Raw genomic sequence first — 19,563 nt, forward strand, 5'->3', positions numbered from 1 at the left:
GCGAGCGCAATTGAGAAGTATTCTGGCAACTTATTGACGTTTTTTCGTAGCCAAAGTTGCCATACGTTTTACTTTTCTGGCACTCACAGTCAAAATTAGGGGGTAAGTAAAAAAAACATAAAAAATGTATTTTTAGTCATTGTTGCCTATCGACTCACATTTACCGACAGCCAACTTCTGCCAATGGTTCAGGATTATATCGAAAAAAGGACTCTGCATGTTTCTTGCGATAACACTATTAATCATTGGCTTGGTTTTATTGGTGTACGGTGCCGATAGATTAGTTTATGGCGCTGCCGTGTTATCCCGCTCTTTCGGTATCCCGCCACTCATTATTGGGATGACCATTGTCGGCATTGGCACTTCGCTGCCGGAACTGATTGTATCAGTAACCGCAGCTCTAAATAACCAAACAGATATGGCCGTCGGGAACGTGTTGGGCTCCAATATTACCAATTTATTGCTGATAGTGGGCGGTGCCGCCCTAATACGCCCGCTGACCGTGCGCTCAGAGATTGTACGCCGCGAATTGCCCTTGATGTTAGTCGTAACGATATTATGTGGTTTCCTGCTGGCTGATAATCATCTTAGCCGGGGAGATGGTGTTATTTTGCTATTGGCAGCCGTGGCTTTTATTATTCTGATACTAAAAATCGCACGCCTGGCCCATTCGCAAGGAAATGATATTCTCACCCGCGAGCAATTGGCTGAGCTACCACAAGACAGCAGTAATACTGTCGCATTATTATGGCTGGTGCTGGCATTCATTATTTTGCCACTGTCAGCCAAAATGATTATCGACAATGCCACGGTCATCGCCAGAGTCGCCGGTGTTAGTGAGTTAGTTATCGGGCTAACCGTCATTGCCATTGGCACCAGCTTACCTGAACTGGCCACCTTTATCGCCGGCGCGTTAAAAGGTGAAAATGATATGGCGGTTGGCAATATCATCGGTTCAAATATCTTTAATATTGTCATTGTGTTAGGCGTTCCCGCATTGCTGTCTCCGGGTGATATCAACCCCGAGGCTTTTCAGCGAGATTATTGGGTCATGCTCGCTGTTAGTGTGATATTTACTGTGCTTTGTCTGGGGCGTACACATCGAATCGGCCATATGGCGGGCGCTCTGTTATTATGCGGGTTTATCGCGTATCTGGCGGTGCTATTTTGGCTGCCCTTGGCTGCGGCCTAACCCATATTGCCTACCAACATTGAGCGGGAACCAAGAATGTCTTTTTCTGATTTGCAGCCAAAAGTTGATTTTCAACAGGCGGGTAAACAAGTATTACAGATTGAGCGCGAAGGATTGGCGCAACTCGATCAATACATTAATGACGATTTTTCCCGAGCTTGCGAGGCTATATTTAACTGCCACGGTAAAGTGGTCGTTATGGGGATGGGTAAATCTGGCCATATTGGGTGCAAAATTGCTGCGACTTTCGCCAGCACCGGCACCCCATCATTTTTTGTCCATCCCGGCGAGGCCAGTCATGGCGATTTGGGGATGATCACGCCGCAAGATATCGTGCTCGCCATCTCCAACTCAGGGGAGTCCAACGAAATTCTGGCGTTGATCCCCGTCCTCAAACGCCAGAAAATCCAGCTTATTTGCATGAGCAGCAACCCAGAAAGCACCATGGGCAAAGCGGCTGACATTCACTTGTGTATCAAGGTGCCGCAAGAAGCTTGCCCACTGGGGCTGGCCCCGACCACCAGCACCACCGCCACATTAGTGATGGGTGATGCCCTCGCGGTGGCTTTGCTGCAGGCGCGGGGCTTCACTCAGGAAGATTTTGCTCTCTCCCATCCGGGCGGCGCACTAGGGCGCAAATTATTATTGCGGATCAGCGATATTATGCACACCGGTGCGGAGATTCCTCACGTCAGCCCTGATGCTTCATTACGCGATGCATTACTGGAGATTACTCGGAAAAATCTGGGTTTAACCGTAATCTGTGACGATTTGATGATGATTAAAGGTATCTTTACCGATGGGGATTTGCGCCGGGTATTCGATATGGGCATTGACTTAAATAACGCGAAAATCGCGGATGTGATGACCAAAGGCGGTATTCGGGTGCGTCCAAACCTGTTGGCAGTAGATGTGCTCAACCTGATGGAATCACGTCATATTACTGCGGTATTAGTGGCCGATGGTGACCAATTACTGGGTGTGGTGCATATGCATGACATGCTGAGAGCCGGTGTTGTTTAATAAAAGGTAAATTATGGATAGCACAGTATATCTGGACACATGCTATGGCCCAGTCGCTAGCAACGTTATGGAACGTGCAGCCAACATTCGCTTATTGATCTGTGATGTTGATGGTGTCATGTCCGATGGCCTGATTTACATGGGTAATCAGGGAGAAGAGCTGAAAGCTTTCAATGTGCGGGATGGCTATGGTATCCGCTGCCTGATAACCTCGGGTATTGAGGTGGCAATTATCACTGGCCGCAATGCTAAATTACTGGAAGACCGTGCCAACACCTTAGGCATTACCCACCTTTATCAAGGGCAATCTGATAAGCTGGTTGCCTATAATGAGTTATTGGCCGCATTAAAATGTCTGCCTGAGCACGTTGCTTATATTGGTGATGATTTGATTGATTGGCCCGTAATGGCGCAAGTGGGCTTATCTGTCGCCGTGGCGGATGCCCATCCATTACTCATTCCCAAAGCGGATTATGTCACGCAAATCAAGGGCGGGCGCGGTGCAGTACGCGAGTTATGTGATTTGATATTATTAGCCCAAGGTAAACTCGAAGGTGCTAAAGGATTGTCGATATGAGTAAAACAAGACTATGGATAACAATATCCTTAGCACTGATTGCCTTAGCTTTGATTGGCTGGAATTTTTCCGGTTTTAATCAACAAGGTAGACAAAATGTGGCGAATGATCAGGAACCCTCATCGCAAAGCCAACATACTGTTACCGTGGTTTTTAATCCAGTTGGGCAGTTGAGTTATAAACTGGTGGCGGAAGAAGTCCAGAATTTCAGCGAACAAGAGCTCACCTGGTTTACCCGGCCAGTGATGACAATGTTTGATGAGAATGCCGTCGCCACGTGGTCAGTACGTGCGGACCGTGCCAAGCTGACCAATGATAAGATGCTTTATTTGTATGGTCATGTTGAGGTTGATAGCCTAACCCCAGACGCACAGTTACAAAAAATTAAAACTGATAACGCCCAAGTTAATTTGATCACTCAGGATGTCTCCTCTGATGATGAAGTGACCCTCTTTGGTGTTGGATTTACCTCTAACGGCATGAAAATGCGTGGCAACTTGCGGGATAAAACCGCCGAGCTGATTGAAAAGGTTAAAACCTCTTATGAAATCCAAAAATAAAATTCGTCATTTTTTGCTTGCCAGCTCACTTTTGGCCGCCAGTCTGCCAGCATTGGCTTTAACGGGTGATACTGAGCAGCCCGTCAAGGTTGACTCAGCCAAACAAGCGCTAGATATGGCAGCGAATACCATCACATTTACTGATAATGTGATTATCAAGCAAGGCACCATTGAGATTAAAGCTGATAAAGTGGTGGTTACCCGCCCGGGTGGTGATCAGAGCAAAATGGTCATTGAAGGTTTTGGTAATCCGGTCACTTTCTATCAGATGCAAGACAGTGGTAAGCCCGTGAAAGGCCATGGACAGAAACTGCGTTACGAAGTCGCTAACGATTTTGTCGTGTTGACCGGTGATGCCTATCTGGAGCAGCTTGATAGCAATATCAAAGGTGATCGCATCACTTATTTGGTGAAAAAACAGCAGATGGAAGCCTTCAGTGATAAAGGCAAGCGCGTCACCACCGTGCTATTACCGTCCCAATTACAAGATAAAGGGCCAGCAGCTTCAGGCCAAAAGAAGAGTAACTAATCATTTATGGCAACATTAATCGCAGAAAAACTGGCTAAGGCATACAAAGGCCGTAAAGTGGTCGAAGACGTCAGCTTGAAAGTAAAGTCCGGTGAGATTGTCGGTTTACTTGGGCCGAACGGTGCCGGTAAGACCACCACTTTTTATATGGTCGTCGGCATTGTTCAGCGTGACGCCGGGCGTATTGTGATTGATGACGAAGATATCAGCCTCTTGCCTCTGCATGAACGCGCCCTGCGCGGAATTGGCTACTTACCGCAAGAAGCTTCAATCTTCCGCCGCCTGAGTGTCTTTAATAATCTAATGGCGGTGCTGGAAATCCGTAAAGACCTCTCATCTGAGCAACGCCAGGAGCGGGCTGATGAGTTAATGGAAGAGTTCCATATTACTCATTTACGTGACAGTCTGGGCCAATCACTTTCTGGCGGTGAACGTCGCCGGGTTGAAATCGCCCGTGCGCTGGCAGCTAATCCTAAATTTATTCTGCTGGATGAGCCGTTTGCTGGGGTTGACCCGATTTCTGTTATTGATATCAAAAAAATAATTGAGCACCTGCGCGACAGTGGCCTCGGTGTCCTGATTACCGACCATAACGTGCGCGAGACACTCGACGTTTGTGAGCGGGCTTATATTGTAAGCCAAGGGCGTTTAATCGCTCACGGAACACCACAGGAAATTTTGGCTGACGAACAAGTGAAACGTGTTTATTTGGGTGAAGAGTTCCGTCTTTAATTTTCTCATTCTGAAACGCTGTTGATGATTTTGTTAGCCACCAGGAAAATTGATACTGCATTATGAAGCAAGGTTTGCAACTCAAGTTCAGCCAACAACTGGCAATGACTCCGCAGCTACAGCAGGCTATTCGCCTGTTGCAGCTTTCTACGCTAGAGCTCCAGCAGGAGATTCAGTTAGCGCTGGAGAGTAACCCCCTGCTTGAGCAAACCGATCTTCACGAAGAGATAGATGCAAAAGAAACGGTAGACAGTGAAGCGCTTGATACCCGCGAAGCGCTGGAACAAAAAGATATGCCGGAAGAGTTACCACTGGATGCGACCTGGGATGAAATTTACACCGCAGGCACACCATCCGGTATGGGTAATGATTACAGTGACGACGAGCTACCGGTCTATCAAGGGGAAACCACCCAAACGCTACAAGACTATTTAATGTGGCAAGTGGACTTGACCCCCTTTTCTGAAACTGATGCTGCGATTGCGACTTCTATCGTCGATGCGGTTGATGAAACCGGTTATCTTACTGTGCCACTGGAAGACATTCTGGAAAGTATGGGAGATGAAAACGTCGGGTTGGATGAAGTTGAGGCGGTGCTTAAGCGGATACAACACTTTGATCCCATTGGTGTCGCGGCGCGAAACTTGCGGGAATGCCTATTGGTGCAGTTGTCGCAATATGCTAAAGACACGCCTTATCTGGCCGAAGCGCGCTTGGTTATTAGTGATTATCTGGATTTGCTAGGCAACCATGATTTCCGCACGATGATCCGTTTAAGTCGGCTAAAAGAAGATACACTGAAAGAAGCCATTGCTCTGATTCAATCACTGGACCCGCGCCCTGGCCAGTCCATCAATACCGGGGAATCTGAGTATGTCATACCGGACGTTCTGGTGCGTAAAGACAAAGGACACTGGACGGTAGAGCTGAATGCCGATAGCATTCCACGCCTGAAAATCAACCAACAGTACGCGGCAATGGGCAACAGCACCCGTAATGACAGTGATGGGCAGTTTATCCGTAGCAATCTGCAAGAAGCAAAATGGTTGATAAAAAGCCTTGAAAGCCGCAATGAGACGCTGTTAAAAGTGGCGCGCTGCATCGTAGAGCAGCAAGTGGCCTTTTTTGAGAATGGGCCTGAATTTATGAAACCCATGGTACTGGCAGACATAGCCCAAGCCGTGGATATGCATGAGTCGACAATTTCCCGTGTGACCACGCAGAAATTCCTGCACAGTCCTCGGGGTATTTTCGAGCTGAAGTATTTCTTCTCCAGTCACGTCAATACCGAAAGCGGGGGGGAAGCTTCTTCCACTGCAATCCGTGCACTGGTGAAAAAATTGGTTGCGGCAGAAAATCCTGCCAAACCACTGAGTGACAGTAAGCTGACCACGCTATTATGCGAACAAGGCATTATGGTGGCGCGGCGTACTGTCGCGAAGTACCGAGAGTCGTTATCCATCCCGCCGTCAAACCAGCGGAAACAGTTGGTTTGACCTGAACTGAGAAGGAAGACACTATGCAACTCAATATTACCGGACATCATGTCGAAATAACCGAAGCATTACGCGAGTTTGTTACCACTAAATTTGCCAAACTAGAGCAATATTTTGATCGCATTAACCAAGTGTATGTGGTTTTAAGTGTCGAAAAAGTAAAACAAATTGCAGAAGCAACGGTGCATGTGAATGGGGGTGAGTTGCACGCAAGCTCAGAGCAGGAGGATATGTACGCCGCAATTGATATTTTGGTTGATAAACTGGCTCGCCAGTTGAACAAACATAAAGATAAGCTAAAACAACATTAGGGGCCCTTGTTGCTGTTATCTACCTTAAATAATTCGAATTGCAGGAAAGCACATGCAGCTTGAAGTATGACGGTACACAGCAAAGGTTCTACACTCGCTACACAACCTGATGCCAGCAGAGAAGAATATTCCGCTGGCATCAGGCGTAAAACAGCGCTTAAGTGAAAGATGAGATGATCAACGATCCAGCATTGCAATTAAGCTCGGTATTAAATATCGAGTGCACCAAAAGCTCCGTACATTGCTCAAGTAAAAAACGGGCTTTGGAAATTATCAGCGAGTTAGCTGCCAAACAGCTGAACCTGCCGTCACAGATCGTTTTCGATGCTGTGTTAACCCGCGAACGCATGGGCAGTACAGGTATTGGTAGTGGTATCGCGATCCCTCATGGCAAGCTGGAGGAAGATACACTGCGCGCTGTAGGTGTATTTATCCGCTTGGACCAACCTATTGCTTTCGATGCTATTGATAATCAACCGGTTGATCTATTATTTGCCTTGTTGGTTCCAGCAGATCAATGTAAAACTCACTTACACACTTTGTCTTTAGTAGCCAAACGATTAGCTGATAAAACAGTGTGTCGTCGTTTACGGGCGGCGCAAAGTGATGATGAGCTTTATCAAATCATGACTGAATTACCGCCAGAAACAGCGTAATTCACTGGGAAACATCCGTTTTATTCGCTATGCCCGGCTTGCGTGGCCGGGAATATAGGGTTCTATAGAGGGAGTCACTCACATGGTGCTGATGATTGTCAGCGGCCGTTCCGGTTCAGGGAAGTCTGTTGCTTTGCGCGCATTGGAAGATATGGGTTTCTACTGCGTCGATAACTTGCCTGTGGTTCTGCTGCCGCAATTGGCGAGTACACTCGCCGATAGGAACATCTCTGCCGCAGTGAGCATAGACGTGCGCAATATGCCTGAATCTCCTGAGGTATTTGAACATGCCATGACCCAACTGCCGGACAGCTTTTCACCGCAGTTGCTGTTTTTGGATGCTGATCGCAATACCTTGATTCGTCGCTATAGTGACACCCGTCGGTTACATCCGCTGTCGACCAAAAATCTGTCATTAGAAAGTGCTATTGATGAAGAAAGCGACCTGTTAGAGCCTTTGCGCTCACGGGCCGACTTGATTATTGATACTTCTGAAATGTCAGTGCATGAGTTGGCTGAGATGCTGCGCACCCGTCTACTGGGTAAACGTGAGCGTGAGCTGACCATGGTGTTTGAGTCTTTCGGCTTTAAACACGGCCTTCCCATTGATGCAGATTATGTCTTCGACGTACGCTTCCTGCCAAACCCGCACTGGGACCCGAAATTACGCCCCATGACAGGTTTGGATAAGCCGGTAGCTTCTTTCCTCGATCGCCATACAGAAGTGCACAACTTTATTTATCAGACCCGCAGCTATCTGGAACTGTGGTTGCCGATGCTGGAAACCAATAACCGCAGTTATCTGACGGTTGCCATTGGGTGTACTGGCGGTAAGCACCGTTCAGTCTACGTTGCGGAACAACTGGCCGATTACTTCCGCGCTCGCGGGAAGAATGTCCAATCACGTCATCGTACTCTGGAAAAGCGTAAATAATGACCGTCAAACAGACAGTTGAGATCAAAAACAAGTTGGGGATGCATGCCAGACCCGCAATGAAATTGTTCGAACTGGTCCAAAGTTTTGATGCAGAAGTGATGTTACGCAATGACAGTGGGACCGAAGCCGAAGCCAGCAGTGTTATTGCACTGCTGATGCTCGATTCCGCCAAAGGCCGCCAAATTGAGGTTGAGGCGACCGGGCCTGATGAGATACAGGCTTTGGCGGCAGTGATTGAGTTATTTAATTCTGGATTTGATGAAGATTAAGTTTTTATTTTGCGGTTCAGTTGATATTCGATTTGTGATCCGGTTCGGTTGTTAGAACTTCATTGCCTACTTAATCTCCGATGAACCAACCGCCAAAGGGGGCAGCGGCCCCCTTGTGGAATCCCGCGCTTTTGCACGTATCGCCTGCCCACTGCGTGGGTTCCCTCACTCATCGTTTCGGCTGACGGACCGCCGTGATTCGCCTCCTGCTCAAGCACGGCTCGCGCTGGCTCGATAAGGCCAGCGGCTGCCGGAGGAGACTGCGAAAGCAGTAATATTTCGCGCAAGCCGCAGGTGCAGGAGGGCCGGCCTGCCCTCCTGCTCGGTTGAGGCCGCTGAGGTAAGGTAATAACTGAACGACTATCAACCGAAAGATGATCCGCAGCGTCAACAACCAAACCAGTCACTGAACAAATCACATCTAAACAAACATTACCCAACTTAAGATATTTGAATATCAAAATGTACTGGGTAATCGTTTGCTAATCATAAAAAATGCGGCTTTTCCCCCTTGCAGAGAAATCCCACGCGAGTATAATTCGCCACAATTTGCCGGGAGATATGATGAAAAGCTGCTTGGATTTTGCTAAACATCGTCGTTTTGTTGAAAATGGCCCTATTGATGGCCGACAAAATAGACTGCCAGCAGGCAGCCAACTGCCGTTCTTTCTCCCGTTGCTAAACCGATCCTGAAAGGCCCCTCATTGAGGGGCTTTTTTTTGTCTGCCGATCGGCACCAAATTAAGCATTATCACCAATTAAAATATATACCCTAAATAATTCGAGTTGCAGGAAGGCGGCAACTGAGCAAATCCCCAAGAGTCTACTGATTTTAAGGTCAACGACCAGTAAGTAACTGGGATGAGCGAAAGCAGCCAACGCACATGCAGCTTGAAGCATGACGGGTCACAGAGGAGAGCGAAATGGTCAACCCATTGTATCACAAGCATATAATCTCAATTAACGACTTATGTCGCGAGGAGCTGGAACTGGTATTACGCACTGCCGCCAGTCTAAAAAGCCATCCGCAACCTGAGTTGTTAAAACACAAAGTGATCGCCAGTTGCTTTTTCGAAGCCTCAACCCGCACCCGTTTGTCATTTGAAACCTCTATTCACCGCCTTGGCGCATCCGTTGTCGGTTTTTCGGATAGCAGCAACACTTCGCTGGGTAAGAAAGGCGAGACGCTGGCTGACACCATGTCAGTCATCAGCACCTATGTCGATGCCATTGTCATGCGCCATCCGCAAGAAGGGGCTGCGCGCCTTGCCGCCCAATTCTCTGGCCATGTGCCGGTGGTCAATGCCGGTGACGGAGCCAACCAGCACCCAACCCAAACACTGCTCGATTTATTCACAATTCAGGAAACCCAAGGTCGGCTGGATAACATCAATATTGCCATGGTCGGCGACCTAAAATATGGCCGTACCGTGCACTCGCTGACGCAAGCGCTGGCTAAATTCGATGGCAATCGCTTCTTCTTTATCGCCCCGGATGCACTGGCAATGCCAGCTTATCTTCTTGAAATGTTGGAAGAAAAAGGTATTGAATATAGCTTGCACGAAAGCATTGAAGAAGTGGTGCCAGAGCTGGATATTCTCTATATGACCCGCGTACAAAAAGAGCGCCTTGACCCGTCAGAATACGCCAACGTCAAAGCACAGTTTGTCCTACGTGCGGCTGATTTGAATGGTGCGCGAGATAATCTCAAAGTGCTACACCCGCTGCCACGTATTGATGAAATTACCACCGATGTTGATAAAACCCCTTACGCCTACTATTTCCAACAAGCAGGTAACGGGATTTTTGCACGTCAGGCGCTGTTGGCGCTGGTACTCAACGCAGATTTGGCTCTTTAAGGGGGATTGAACATGACTCAGGATTACAAACTACAGGTTGAGGCAATTAAATGCGGCACCGTGATTGACCATATTCCGGCGCAAATCGGGTTTAAATTGCTGTCGCTGTTCAAACTGACTGCGACTGACCAGCGCATTACCATCGGGTTGAACTTACCTTCTAAGCGTTCAGGTCGTAAGGATTTGATTAAAATAGAAAATACCTTCCTGACAGAGCAACAAGCCAACCAATTAGCGATGTATGCGCCGGATGCTACCGTCAACCGCATTGATAATTATGAAGTGGTCAAAAAGCTGACGCTTAGTCTACCGGAGCATATCGACGGTGTACTCACCTGCCCTAATAGCAACTGTATCAGCCACAATGAGCCAGTCGACTCCAGCTTTAAAGTGAAAGCCAAGCAGGGTGAAATTCACCTTAAATGCAAATATTGCGAGAAAGAGTTTGATCACCAAGTGGTATTACAAGCAGATTAGCCGCAAGCGGGTTGCTGTAATTCGCCCCATCTTTATAATGATGGGGATAATTAATTATGATATTTGATAACCAGGAGTCACCATGTCACGCATTATCAGCACTGAACTCGCCCCTGCCGCCATTGGCCCTTATGTTCAAGGTGTCGATCTGGGCAGCATGATCATCACTTCCGGCCAGATCCCAGTTGATCCGAAAACCGGTCTGGTAGCCGATGACGTTTCAGCTCAAGCGCGTCAATCACTGGAAAATGTGAAAGCCATTGTTGAAGCTGCTGGCCTAAAAGTCGCCGATATCGTGAAAACCACGGTATTCGTTAAAGATTTGAATGATTTCAGCACAGTTAACGCCACTTACGAAGCTTTCTTCGCCGAGCACAATGCGCCATTCCCTGCGCGCTCATGTGTCGAAGTGGCCCGTCTGCCGAAAGATGTGAAAATCGAAATCGAAGCTATCGCGGTACGTCGTTAATTCTGATGTCATTGCGTCACAGCGGGTGAATACCCGCCGTTTGCATGGGTATATACCTACCATTTACATGGGTATATACCCTAAATAATTTGAGTTTCCGCCAATCAATGACCCGGGGGAGCGAAGGCAGCCAACACATATGCAGCTTGAAGTATGACGGGTATCAATCTTCTCTAACCCAATAAATCCCTTCATAGGCCCGCAATTCCATCTCCTGCGGCTGAAAAGCGCTTTCGCCATAGCTGCTCATCAACAATTGCCAGTTACCATCCAGCTCGATGCCCTCCGGCTGCCATTGCCGTGATTCACTACTCAGATTCGCGACCACCAGCAATTTCTTACCTCGCCAATTCCGTAAATAACACCATAAATCAGGGTGTTGTGGGGAAAGATCCTGATAATCACCAAAAGTGAACACATCGTGCTGCTTGCGCAGAGCTATTAGATATTGATAGGCATAAAATACCGAATCGGCATCTGCCAACGCAGTTTCGACGTTAATATTGGTGTAATTACTGCAAGGCTCGATCCACGGCGTCCCTTGGCTGAATCCGGCATTAGGGCGACTATCCCATTGCATGGGAGTGCGGCCATTATCGCGGGATTTGGTCGCCAAGATTGCCAATAATTCGTCAGGCTCACGGCCTTTGGCACTTAATTCAGCAAACATATTCAGGCTTTCAACATCACGATATTGATCAATCGAGCTGAAGTTTGGATTGGTCATCCCAATCTCTTCGCCTTGATAAATATAGGGCGTGCCCTGCATACCGTGCAGCACCATCGCCAGCATCTTGGCGGCAGGCAAACGCAGCGCACCCTCATCACCAAAACGCGACACAATGCGCGGTTGGTCGTGATTACACCAGAACAGCGCATTCCACGCGCGGTTATGCATCCCTTGCTGCCACTGGTTAAAAATCTGTTTAAGTTCGACACGATCCGGCGACATCAGCGACCATTTCTCACCCTTGAGATAATCCACTTTCAAATGATGGAAATTAAAGGTCATCGACAATTCGTCACCGCCCAATGCGGCATAGCGCTGGCAATGCTCAAGGCGGGTGGAAGACATCTCCCCTACTGTCATCAGGTCACGTGGCTGAAACACATCGCGGCTCATTTCTTGTAAAAATTCGTGGATACGCGGGCCATCAGTATAGAAACGGCGGCCATCGCCTTCAAAGTCATCGGGGAAGTCTTGCTGTTTGGATACCAAATTAATCACATCCAGACGCAAACCATCTACGCCAATATCAGCCCAAAACTCACACACTTTTTTCAGTTCGTCGCGGACTGGTTGGTGTTCCCAGTTGAGATCAGCCTGTTCGGTGGCAAATAAATGCAGATAATACTGACCACTGGCCGCGTGCCATTGCCAGGCATTACCGCCAAATTTAGAGCGCCAGTTATTGGGCAAATTGTCGCCCTCTCCATCGCGCCAAATATAAAACTGGCGGTAAGGGCTGTTGCGGTCTTGCGATGCTTTAAACCAAGCATGTTCAGTGGACGTATGGTTGAATACCATGTCCATCACGATACGAATGCCCCGTTGATGGGCTTGTTCCACCAGCGTTTTGAAGTCATCCAAGGTGCCGTAAGCCGGATCAATGGCGCAATAATCCGCAACGTCATAGCCATTATCCACTTGTGGCGAGACATAAACTGGCGTCAGCCAGATGGCATCAATCCCCAGCTTTTGCAGATAATCCAGCCGTTGCGTCACCCCTGCCAAGTCGCCGTAGCCATTACCGGTACTGTCCTGAAAACTCTTCGGGTAAATCTGATAAATGACGCCGTTTTGCCACCAAGGGATAGGATTATTCATAACAGACTCTTATTTGTAGAAAAAACCGAAAAAATTGAGAAATTAAGTTCACTAGGAAATAGCTTCACCTGAATATAATTCCGCCAGAGAATAATCCCTGGCGGAGGTTCAGGATTCAGACCGGCAATTCGCCGCGACTGTCTTTGCGTTTATAAACCAAAATGGTCAGAATCAACGGCACCACAACCGCCACTAACATTGCCAAACTATAAATCGCCCAGAACTGTGGTTTGATGGACAAAATACCCGGCAACCCACCGACGCCAATACCATTGGCCGTCACCCCGGTTAGCCCACAAATCAGGCCCGCCAGTCCAGAACCAATCATGGCGCACAGCATCGGGAAACGGTATTTCAAATTAATACCGTACATGGCGGGTTCAGTCACACCGAGATAGGCGGAAATCGCCGCTGGGACAGAAATTTCGCGCTCATTGATCTTACGACTGATGATGATAATGCCCAATACCGCAGAAGCCTGCGCAATATTAGACAAGGCAATCAATGGCCAAACGGGTGTGCCACCCATACTCTGAATCATCTGCATATCAATGGCTAACGTGGTCTGATGTATACCGGTAATCACCAGTGGCGCATACAGGAAACCAAACAGTGCGGCACCAATAGGAGCAAAACTGCCGGTCATCACCATTTTCACAATCCATGCCACACCATCACCAATCATGCGGCCAAATGGCCCAATCAAAGTATGAGCAAGGAACACGGCCAGCAACAAGGACACTACCGGCACGATAACTAAGTAGAGATAAGCGGGAATAATTTTTTTCAGATTGGTTTCAATCCAGCCCAGAGCTAAACCAGCCAGAATAGAGGGGATAACCTGCGCTTGATAGCCCACTTTTTGGATGGTGAACCAGCCGAAGTCCCAAACTTCAGGAATTTGTTGCCCTAGTTGATAGGAATTCATTAACTGCGGAGAAACCAACGTAATCCCCAGTACAATCCCCAAGACTGGTGTACCGCCCATTTTCTTCACAGTTGACCAACAGATAGCCACTGGCAGGTAGAAGAAGATGGCTTCGCCCAGCAACCAAAGGAAGTCGTAAATGGTTTGCCACGCTGGGTACATCTGCGCCAGCGTTTTGCCCTCGGACATCGGGATGTCGCCGATCACATTACGGAAACCGAGGATCAAGCCGCCGCTGATCAATGCAGGTAACAGGGGGAAGAAAATCTCGGCAAAGTGAGAAATACCGCGCTCAAACCAGGTCATATTCTGCCGCGCAGCCAGCTTGGTTTGTTCTTTATCTACTTCATTCTGGCCAATTTTAGCAATCAGCGCTTGGTAGTAATCATCGACTTCCGGCCCGATAACCACTTGAAATTGCCCGGCATTGGTAAAGCAGCCTTTGACCATAGACAGTTTTTCTATTTCTTTCGGAAAGGCTTTCGCAGGATCATTTAGCACAAAACGTAACCGGGTAATGCAATGGCTGACGGTGGCAATATTTTCTCTGCCTCCCACCAGTACGATCAATTGATCGATGTCTTGTTGTTTTACTTTGCTCATTTCAACATACCTTTCGTAAAGGTGAGATAGCGTATTGAATTGTAAGTTTTTTTTAAAAAAATCTGTCCATTCTGTCTTGAACAAAAAAACAAATTAAAAATAAACGTCGGTCACAAAAATAATAGGCTGATTATATATTCAGCTAATTAAAGATTAGCTAGGTATTTATTTTTATGAAATGGGAACGTTCCCAACTTGGGTTCAAGATCACAATTTGATAATTTTTTGTGTGATTTTTCGTCAAGAATCTACCCGCGCCAGAAATGCCCCTCAAGATTAAATGGCAGAGAGCATCACGATGGGAAAAGAAGTATCAAGCTAATTGACCGGGAATGATAATTTGTTGAATGGGTTGATTATTATTAAGTTGATCAAGCAGTTGCGATGCCGCTTTCACACCGGCGCTACCGTAACCCAGCTCAACTGACAGGCTATTAGGAAACAAAAAGCTCAACAGCGGGGTATTCCCGATGCCACAAACCTGGATATTTTGCTGCCCTTGCTGCTGCAAATACTTACTAACCCCCATGGCTATGGTATCAGAGGCACAAACTAGCGCGGAGGTATCCGGTTTTATGACTTGAGGCGCGAGCAGAAAGCCACTCTGATAGCTCAATTCACCCAACGCGACAATCGGGGTCAGGCCATATTGCTGGCAGTAATCGAGATAGGATTGGTGACGGCGCATACCGGTAGTGGCATCCGAGGGCTGCACCCCGATATAACTGATATGGCGATGTCCGGCCTGACGTAGTTTATCCATCAAGAGACGCACCGCACCTTCGTCGTCATAACAAACCGAAGAAAAACCGGCATATTCTCGCGCCAATACCACCATTTTTTCCTGCCATGGCGCGAGCATTTCTGCGGTTAAGCCGGTGAAACCAAAAAGAATGACACCATCGACATAGCGCTGTTGTAAAACATGCAAATGCTCGCTGACCAAATTGGGGTCAAACTGGCTTTCCATCAAGATAGGGTCGTAACCTTGCTGGTAGAACAGCGGCAGCATGGTGCGCACCGCCTGATTCTCAGACGGGGAATCCAGACGCGAGACAATAATCCCCACCACTTTATCACTCTGACCCCGCATCGCGCGGGCCGATTTCGATGGGGTAAATCCCTGCTGACGAATAACCGCCTCGACCCGCTCGCGAGTCTGTGGGCTGACACTGCTTTCATTATTCAAGACCCGCGAAACCGTGGATTTTCCAACTCCACTCATGCGGGCAATGTCCTTAATGGTCAAACGGTTTTGCATGGTTTACCTAATGTTTAGGTTTGAATACATATAATAAACTTATTACTGATAGCTGCCGTATTATTTATATTTAGCAGAACAGTGGGAAGCATACCATGCACAGAATCAGACTCAGCGCATGATATCTCCATGACTGGCAACATATTATTACCTTAACGGATGAAATTTCCGTCAGGGTAATTTTTGTCGTGGCAACATTTTGCCATACCAACATTTTTCCATACCAACAAGAGTCATTCTGTTTACTGCTTGTATAGCTGTTTGAGTGCTAAAACTTAAGCAAAACGATTCTTCACTCGCCGGAGGTTAATTACCCAGTGGACCCTGCTCCCTCGATCTGCACCCTTTGGGTGTACCGATAAGGTCATCCTCCGTCTGACGTGGTTGCCTTATTGGATAATAACAATCCGATAGGCAGTCACTGCGCATCTCCCCCCTGCGTTGGTTTCTGCTGATGATATTTTGCCCTTTCTACGGCAGATTTGCCGTGGGTACAGCCTGAAGTTCATTCAATAAAAACTTCAGGGCGTGACAGTAAGGTTTGAACCATGCAAGTTAAAAATTTCACTCGGCAATTGCTCAATATATTGAGCCGTAACCTGCCCCGCCGCCTGATCCGCCGGGAAACCATGCTAGACGGGCTTTCTGCGGGAAGTGCGGCCCATATTCCGGCAGACCTGACTCTACAGCGTTTGCAGTGTGCCAATGAAACGCCCCAGCAACTTTATCAACGTTTTCAGAGTCACCCCGAGGGGTTGACTGAGCAGGAAGCCGAGGCCATTCGCCTAAACAGTGGCAGTAATCTGATTGAAAATCAGCAAGCTACCCCTTGGTGGGTTCATCTATGGCACTGTTATCGCAATCCTTTTAACTTACTATTGACCATTCTGGCTCTGATTTCTTACGCCACGGAAGATCTCACCGCCGCACTGGTGATTGGTGCCATGGTATTGATTTCTACCCTGATGCATTTTATTCAGGAAGCCCGCTCTAACCGCGCAGCAGATACCCTGAAAGCCATGGTCAGCAATACCGCCACGGTGCTGCGCAGTGATGCTCATACTGGAAAAAGTGAACATCGCGAGCTACCTATTTCCCAGTTAGTGCCGGGCGATATTATCAAACTGTCTGCCGGCGACATGATCCCGGCGGATCTCCGTATTCTGGTGGCAAAAGACCTGTTTATCAGCCAGGCCGCCCTGACGGGAGAATCCCTGCCGGTTGAGAAAGTCGCGCAATGCCGTGAATGTGATGAGCAGAACCCATTGGAGCGGGATACCCTGTGCTTTATGGGCACCAATGTGGTGAGTGGCTCTGCGCTCGCCATCGTCATCGGCACCGGTAACCAAACTTATTTTGGCTTACTGGCTGAGCGCGTAACTCATCAGGATGAGCAACCCAATGCTTTCCAAAGCGGCATCAGTAAAGTCAGTTGGTTGTTGATCCGCTTTATGTTGGTTATGACGCCAATTGTGTTGCTGATCAATGGGTTTACTAAAGGTGACTGGTGGGAGGCCGCGCTGTTTGCCCTCTCGGTCGCCGTGGGTTTGACCCCAGAAATGCTGCCAATGATCGTCACATCGACATTGGCAAAAGGGGCGGTGAAGCTGTCAAAACAGAAAGTTATCGTCAAACGGCTGGATGCTATCCAAAACTTTGGTGCAATGGATGTTTTGTGCACTGATAAGACCGGTACTTTGACCCAAGATAAGATTGTGCTGGAGAGCCACACCGACGTGTTTGGCGCCAATTGTGAGCGGGTACTGCGCTATGTCTGGCTCAATAGTTACTATCAAACCGGGCTAAAAAACCTACTGGATGTAGCGGTACTTTCATCCATGAGGGATTCCGCCACCGCAGAATCTCAATCTGCCGACACACTGGCGGGTTACCGCAAAATCGATGAAATTCCATTTGATTTTGAGCGCCGCCGCATGTCCGTGGTGGTCAAGGACAAATCGGATTATCACGAGCTAATCTGCAAAGGCGCATTGGAAGAAATGCTGTCTATTTGCCGCCATGTCCGCCAAGGGGATGACGTTATCCCATTGACTGACGCACTGCTGGCGCGCATTCGCCGCATCACTGATGAACAGAACCAGCAAGGGCTGCGAGTGGTGGCCGTCGCGACACGGATTTTGCCAGCATATCAACGAGATTATGCAGTTATCGACGAGTATGACCTGATTCTTGAAGGATATATCGCCTTCCTCGATCCGCCAAAAGAAAGCACTGCGCCCGCTTTACTGGCGTTGAAAAACAGCGGCGTCAACGTCAAAATTCTGACTGGCGACAACGAGTTAGTGGCGCGTAAAGTGTGTAAAGACGTCGGGCTGTCTGTCGATCAAGTCTTGCGCGGCAGTGATATCGAGCAGATGAGCGAAGCAGAACTGGCCGAAGCGACCCGCACCACCACCCTGTTCGCCAAACTGACACCAATGCATAAAGAGCGCATCGTGCAAAACCTACGAAATGCGGGCCATGTGGTGGGATTTATGGGGGATGGAATCAATGATGCCCCGGCACTGCGGGCAGCAGATATCGGGATTTCAGTAGATTCTGCGGTGGATATTGCCAAAGAAGCGGCTGATATTATTTTGCTGGAAAAGAGCTTGATGGTGCTGGAACAGGGGGTGATCGAGGGCCGCCGTACTTTTGCCAACATGCTGAAATACATCAAAATGACGGCCAGCTCCAACTTCGGTAATGTTTTCAGCGTACTGATTGCCAGTGCATTCTTACCTTTCTTGCCGATGTTGCCGCTGCATTTGCTGATCCAAAACCTGATGTATGATATTTCCCAGATTGCCATTCCATTCGATAATGTCGACGAAGAGCAACTGACCAAACCGCAGCGCTGGAACGCCGGCGATTTAGGGCGATTTATGGTGTTCTTTGGGCCGATAAGTTCAATCTTTGACGTTTTGACCTTCAGCCTGATGTGGTGGGTATTTAAAGCAAACACCCCTGAAATGCAGACATTGTTCCAGTCCGGCTGGTTCGTCGAGGGGCTGCTGTCCCAGACCTTAATTGTGCATATGATTCGCACCCGTAAAATCCCGTTTATTCAGAGCCGCGCCTCATGGCCACTGTGTTTGATGACATTGGCAGTGGTGGTGGTCGGTATCGGACTGACTTTCTCACCACTGGCCGGATTCCTGCAATTACAGGCGCTGCCACTGTCATACTTCCCATGGCTAATTTTGATTTTGACCGGTTATATGGTGACGACACAGCTAGTGAAAGGCTGGTTTGTGCGGAGATATGGCTGGCAGTGATTTGATTTTTATTTCAAATTTGGAGGAAGATCCGATTCGGCTGTTAGGTATCGGAGCATTGTTTCGGTTGATAATGGTTTAGTGATCTACTTATCTTCGCCGCCTCAACCGAGAAGGAGGGCAGGCCGCCCCTCCTTCACCTGCGGCTTGCGCGAAATATTGCCCTGCGGGTAAACCTCCAGCGTCTTCCGGGCTAACGAGCCAGCGCGATTCGCATCCATGCTCAAGCGCGCTTTTCGCGGGCATCCATGCCCGCTCACTCTACCCTCCATCCTTGTCGGCAATATCTCTGATTGCGCTTAACATCAAAAACCAATTCAAAACCCTGTTTTTAGGTTTTGATGTTAAAAGCACATTTGAGCAGCCGAGTGAAAAGTGGAGGTAGGACGCGAGGCATGGACGCCGAGCGAGGGCCGCTTGAACAGGAGTGAATCGGCCCGGTCCGTCAGCGAAACGATGAGTCGAGGGCCACCCACAAAGTGGGCTAGCGATACGTGCGCAAGCGCGGGGATTCCATAAGGGGTCACGCGCTTGTGACCCCTTTGGCGGTTGAGGTAGCTGAGGTGAAGCCGCCGCCA

Annotated in this window: 18 protein-coding genes; 15 read left to right on the top strand and 3 right to left on the bottom strand. The window is 48.4% G+C overall.

The window, feature by feature from the left end; translation table 11 throughout:
* Positions 1-217: 217 nt before the first annotated feature.
* The 14 genes from DXZ79_RS17910 to ridA all read left to right on the top strand — a co-directional run bounded on the left by DXZ79_RS17910 (position 218) and on the right by ridA (position 11,087).
* Complete coding sequence (locus tag DXZ79_RS17910) at positions 218-1,192, top strand: calcium/sodium antiporter (protein ID WP_038638739.1); 975 nt, start codon at positions 218-220, stop codon at positions 1,190-1,192.
* Positions 1,193-1,228: 36 nt separating this feature from the next.
* Complete coding sequence (gene kdsD / locus DXZ79_RS17915; RefSeq protein ID WP_038638736.1) at positions 1,229-2,215, top strand: arabinose-5-phosphate isomerase KdsD; 987 nt, start codon at positions 1,229-1,231, stop codon at positions 2,213-2,215.
* 13 nt (positions 2,216-2,228) lie between these two features.
* Entirely contained in the window at positions 2,229-2,792 is a 564-nt protein-coding gene (gene kdsC / locus DXZ79_RS17920; RefSeq protein ID WP_038638733.1) for a 3-deoxy-manno-octulosonate-8-phosphatase KdsC, read from the top strand.
* Complete coding sequence (lptC, locus tag DXZ79_RS17925) at positions 2,789-3,352, top strand: LPS export ABC transporter periplasmic protein LptC (protein WP_038638730.1); 564 nt, start codon at positions 2,789-2,791, stop codon at positions 3,350-3,352. The genes kdsC and lptC overlap by 4 nt, the downstream gene beginning before the upstream one ends.
* Positions 3,336-3,881, top strand: coding sequence for a lipopolysaccharide ABC transporter substrate-binding protein LptA (lptA, locus tag DXZ79_RS17930; protein WP_038638727.1), 546 nt, complete (start codon positions 3,336-3,338; stop codon positions 3,879-3,881). Before lptC ends, lptA begins: the two co-directional genes overlap by 17 nt.
* A gap of 6 nt (positions 3,882-3,887) precedes the next feature.
* Entirely contained in the window at positions 3,888-4,613 is a 726-nt protein-coding gene (gene lptB, locus DXZ79_RS17935) for an LPS export ABC transporter ATP-binding protein (RefSeq protein ID WP_038638724.1), read from the top strand.
* 62 nt (positions 4,614-4,675) lie between these two features.
* A complete protein-coding gene (rpoN, locus tag DXZ79_RS17940) occupies positions 4,676-6,109 on the top strand; it encodes an RNA polymerase factor sigma-54 (RefSeq protein WP_038638720.1) in 1,434 nt (477 codons plus the stop codon).
* Between the two features lie 23 nt (positions 6,110-6,132).
* Positions 6,133-6,420 carry a ribosome hibernation promoting factor gene (gene hpf, locus DXZ79_RS17945; protein WP_004392031.1) on the top strand — a complete coding sequence of 96 codons (288 nt, stop codon included), beginning with the start codon at positions 6,133-6,135 and terminating at the stop codon, positions 6,418-6,420.
* A gap of 173 nt (positions 6,421-6,593) precedes the next feature.
* Entirely contained in the window at positions 6,594-7,076 is a 483-nt protein-coding gene (gene ptsN / locus DXZ79_RS17950) for a PTS IIA-like nitrogen regulatory protein PtsN (RefSeq protein WP_032820610.1), read from the top strand.
* A gap of 82 nt (positions 7,077-7,158) precedes the next feature.
* The gene (gene rapZ / locus DXZ79_RS17955; protein ID WP_004392034.1) at positions 7,159-8,010 is read left to right on the top strand and encodes an RNase adapter RapZ; all 852 of its coding nucleotides are present in this window, start codon (positions 7,159-7,161) and stop codon (positions 8,008-8,010) included.
* Positions 8,010-8,282 carry a PTS phosphocarrier protein NPr gene (npr, locus tag DXZ79_RS17960; RefSeq protein ID WP_005162489.1) on the top strand — a complete coding sequence of 91 codons (273 nt, stop codon included), beginning with the start codon at positions 8,010-8,012 and terminating at the stop codon, positions 8,280-8,282. The genes rapZ and npr overlap by 1 nt, the downstream gene beginning before the upstream one ends.
* Positions 8,283-9,205: 923 nt before the next feature.
* Complete coding sequence (pyrB, locus tag DXZ79_RS17970; protein ID WP_032820756.1) at positions 9,206-10,141, top strand: aspartate carbamoyltransferase; 936 nt, start codon at positions 9,206-9,208, stop codon at positions 10,139-10,141.
* Positions 10,142-10,153: 12 nt separating this feature from the next.
* Entirely contained in the window at positions 10,154-10,618 is a 465-nt protein-coding gene (gene pyrI / locus DXZ79_RS17975; protein ID WP_004392342.1) for an aspartate carbamoyltransferase regulatory subunit, read from the top strand.
* An 82-nt stretch (positions 10,619-10,700) separates the two neighbouring features.
* Entirely contained in the window at positions 10,701-11,087 is a 387-nt protein-coding gene (gene ridA / locus DXZ79_RS17980; RefSeq protein WP_004392344.1) for a 2-iminobutanoate/2-iminopropanoate deaminase, read from the top strand.
* Positions 11,088-11,250: 163 nt separating this feature from the next.
* On the opposite strand, the gene treC is transcribed toward ridA, so the two are convergent.
* The 3 genes from treC to treR form a co-directional block, all read right to left on the bottom strand.
* Entirely contained in the window at positions 11,251-12,915 is a 1,665-nt protein-coding gene (treC, locus tag DXZ79_RS17985) for an alpha,alpha-phosphotrehalase (RefSeq protein WP_038638714.1), read from the bottom strand.
* A 115-nt stretch (positions 12,916-13,030) separates the two neighbouring features.
* A complete protein-coding gene (gene treB / locus DXZ79_RS17990) occupies positions 13,031-14,446 on the bottom strand; it encodes a PTS trehalose transporter subunit IIBC (protein ID WP_038638711.1) in 1,416 nt (471 codons plus the stop codon).
* A 313-nt stretch (positions 14,447-14,759) separates the two neighbouring features.
* A complete protein-coding gene (gene treR / locus DXZ79_RS17995) occupies positions 14,760-15,707 on the bottom strand; it encodes a trehalose operon repressor TreR (protein ID WP_038638708.1) in 948 nt (315 codons plus the stop codon).
* Between the two features lie 548 nt (positions 15,708-16,255).
* Here treR and mgtA point away from each other — a divergent pair.
* Entirely contained in the window at positions 16,256-18,985 is a 2,730-nt protein-coding gene (mgtA, locus tag DXZ79_RS18000) for a magnesium-translocating P-type ATPase (RefSeq protein WP_038638705.1), read from the top strand.
* Positions 18,986-19,563: the final 578 nt, after the last annotated feature.

It is taken from the genome of Yersinia rochesterensis, assembly GCF_003600645.1.
Classification (GTDB): Bacteria; Pseudomonadota; Gammaproteobacteria; order Enterobacterales; family Enterobacteriaceae; genus Yersinia; species Yersinia rochesterensis.

What these genes read in the sequence shown, in the direction of transcription:
- DXZ79_RS17910 (WP_038638739.1), top strand. Translation starts at nt 218, where the DNA reads ATGTTTCTTGCGATAACACTATTAATCATTGGCTTGGTTTTATTGGTG.
- kdsD (WP_038638736.1), top strand. Translation starts at nt 1,229, where the DNA reads ATGTCTTTTTCTGATTTGCAGCCAAAAGTTGATTTTCAACAGGCGGGT.
- kdsC (WP_038638733.1), top strand. Translation starts at nt 2,229, where the DNA reads ATGGATAGCACAGTATATCTGGACACATGCTATGGCCCAGTCGCTAGC.
- lptC (WP_038638730.1), top strand. Translation starts at nt 2,789, where the DNA reads ATGAGTAAAACAAGACTATGGATAACAATATCCTTAGCACTGATTGCC.
- lptA (WP_038638727.1), top strand. Translation starts at nt 3,336, where the DNA reads ATGAAATCCAAAAATAAAATTCGTCATTTTTTGCTTGCCAGCTCACTT.
- lptB (WP_038638724.1), top strand. Translation starts at nt 3,888, where the DNA reads ATGGCAACATTAATCGCAGAAAAACTGGCTAAGGCATACAAAGGCCGT.
- rpoN (WP_038638720.1), top strand. Translation starts at nt 4,676, where the DNA reads ATGAAGCAAGGTTTGCAACTCAAGTTCAGCCAACAACTGGCAATGACT.
- hpf (WP_004392031.1), top strand. Translation starts at nt 6,133, where the DNA reads ATGCAACTCAATATTACCGGACATCATGTCGAAATAACCGAAGCATTA.
- ptsN (WP_032820610.1), top strand. Translation starts at nt 6,594, where the DNA reads ATGATCAACGATCCAGCATTGCAATTAAGCTCGGTATTAAATATCGAG.
- rapZ (WP_004392034.1), top strand. Translation starts at nt 7,159, where the DNA reads ATGGTGCTGATGATTGTCAGCGGCCGTTCCGGTTCAGGGAAGTCTGTT.
- npr (WP_005162489.1), top strand. Translation starts at nt 8,010, where the DNA reads ATGACCGTCAAACAGACAGTTGAGATCAAAAACAAGTTGGGGATGCAT.
- pyrB (WP_032820756.1), top strand. Translation starts at nt 9,206, where the DNA reads ATGGTCAACCCATTGTATCACAAGCATATAATCTCAATTAACGACTTA.
- pyrI (WP_004392342.1), top strand. Translation starts at nt 10,154, where the DNA reads ATGACTCAGGATTACAAACTACAGGTTGAGGCAATTAAATGCGGCACC.
- ridA (WP_004392344.1), top strand. Translation starts at nt 10,701, where the DNA reads ATGTCACGCATTATCAGCACTGAACTCGCCCCTGCCGCCATTGGCCCT.
- treC (WP_038638714.1), bottom strand. Translation starts at nt 12,915, where the DNA reads ATGAATAATCCTATCCCTTGGTGGCAAAACGGCGTCATTTATCAGATT.
- treB (WP_038638711.1), bottom strand. Translation starts at nt 14,446, where the DNA reads ATGAGCAAAGTAAAACAACAAGACATCGATCAATTGATCGTACTGGTG.
- treR (WP_038638708.1), bottom strand. Translation starts at nt 15,707, where the DNA reads ATGCAAAACCGTTTGACCATTAAGGACATTGCCCGCATGAGTGGAGTT.
- mgtA (WP_038638705.1), top strand. Translation starts at nt 16,256, where the DNA reads ATGCAAGTTAAAAATTTCACTCGGCAATTGCTCAATATATTGAGCCGT.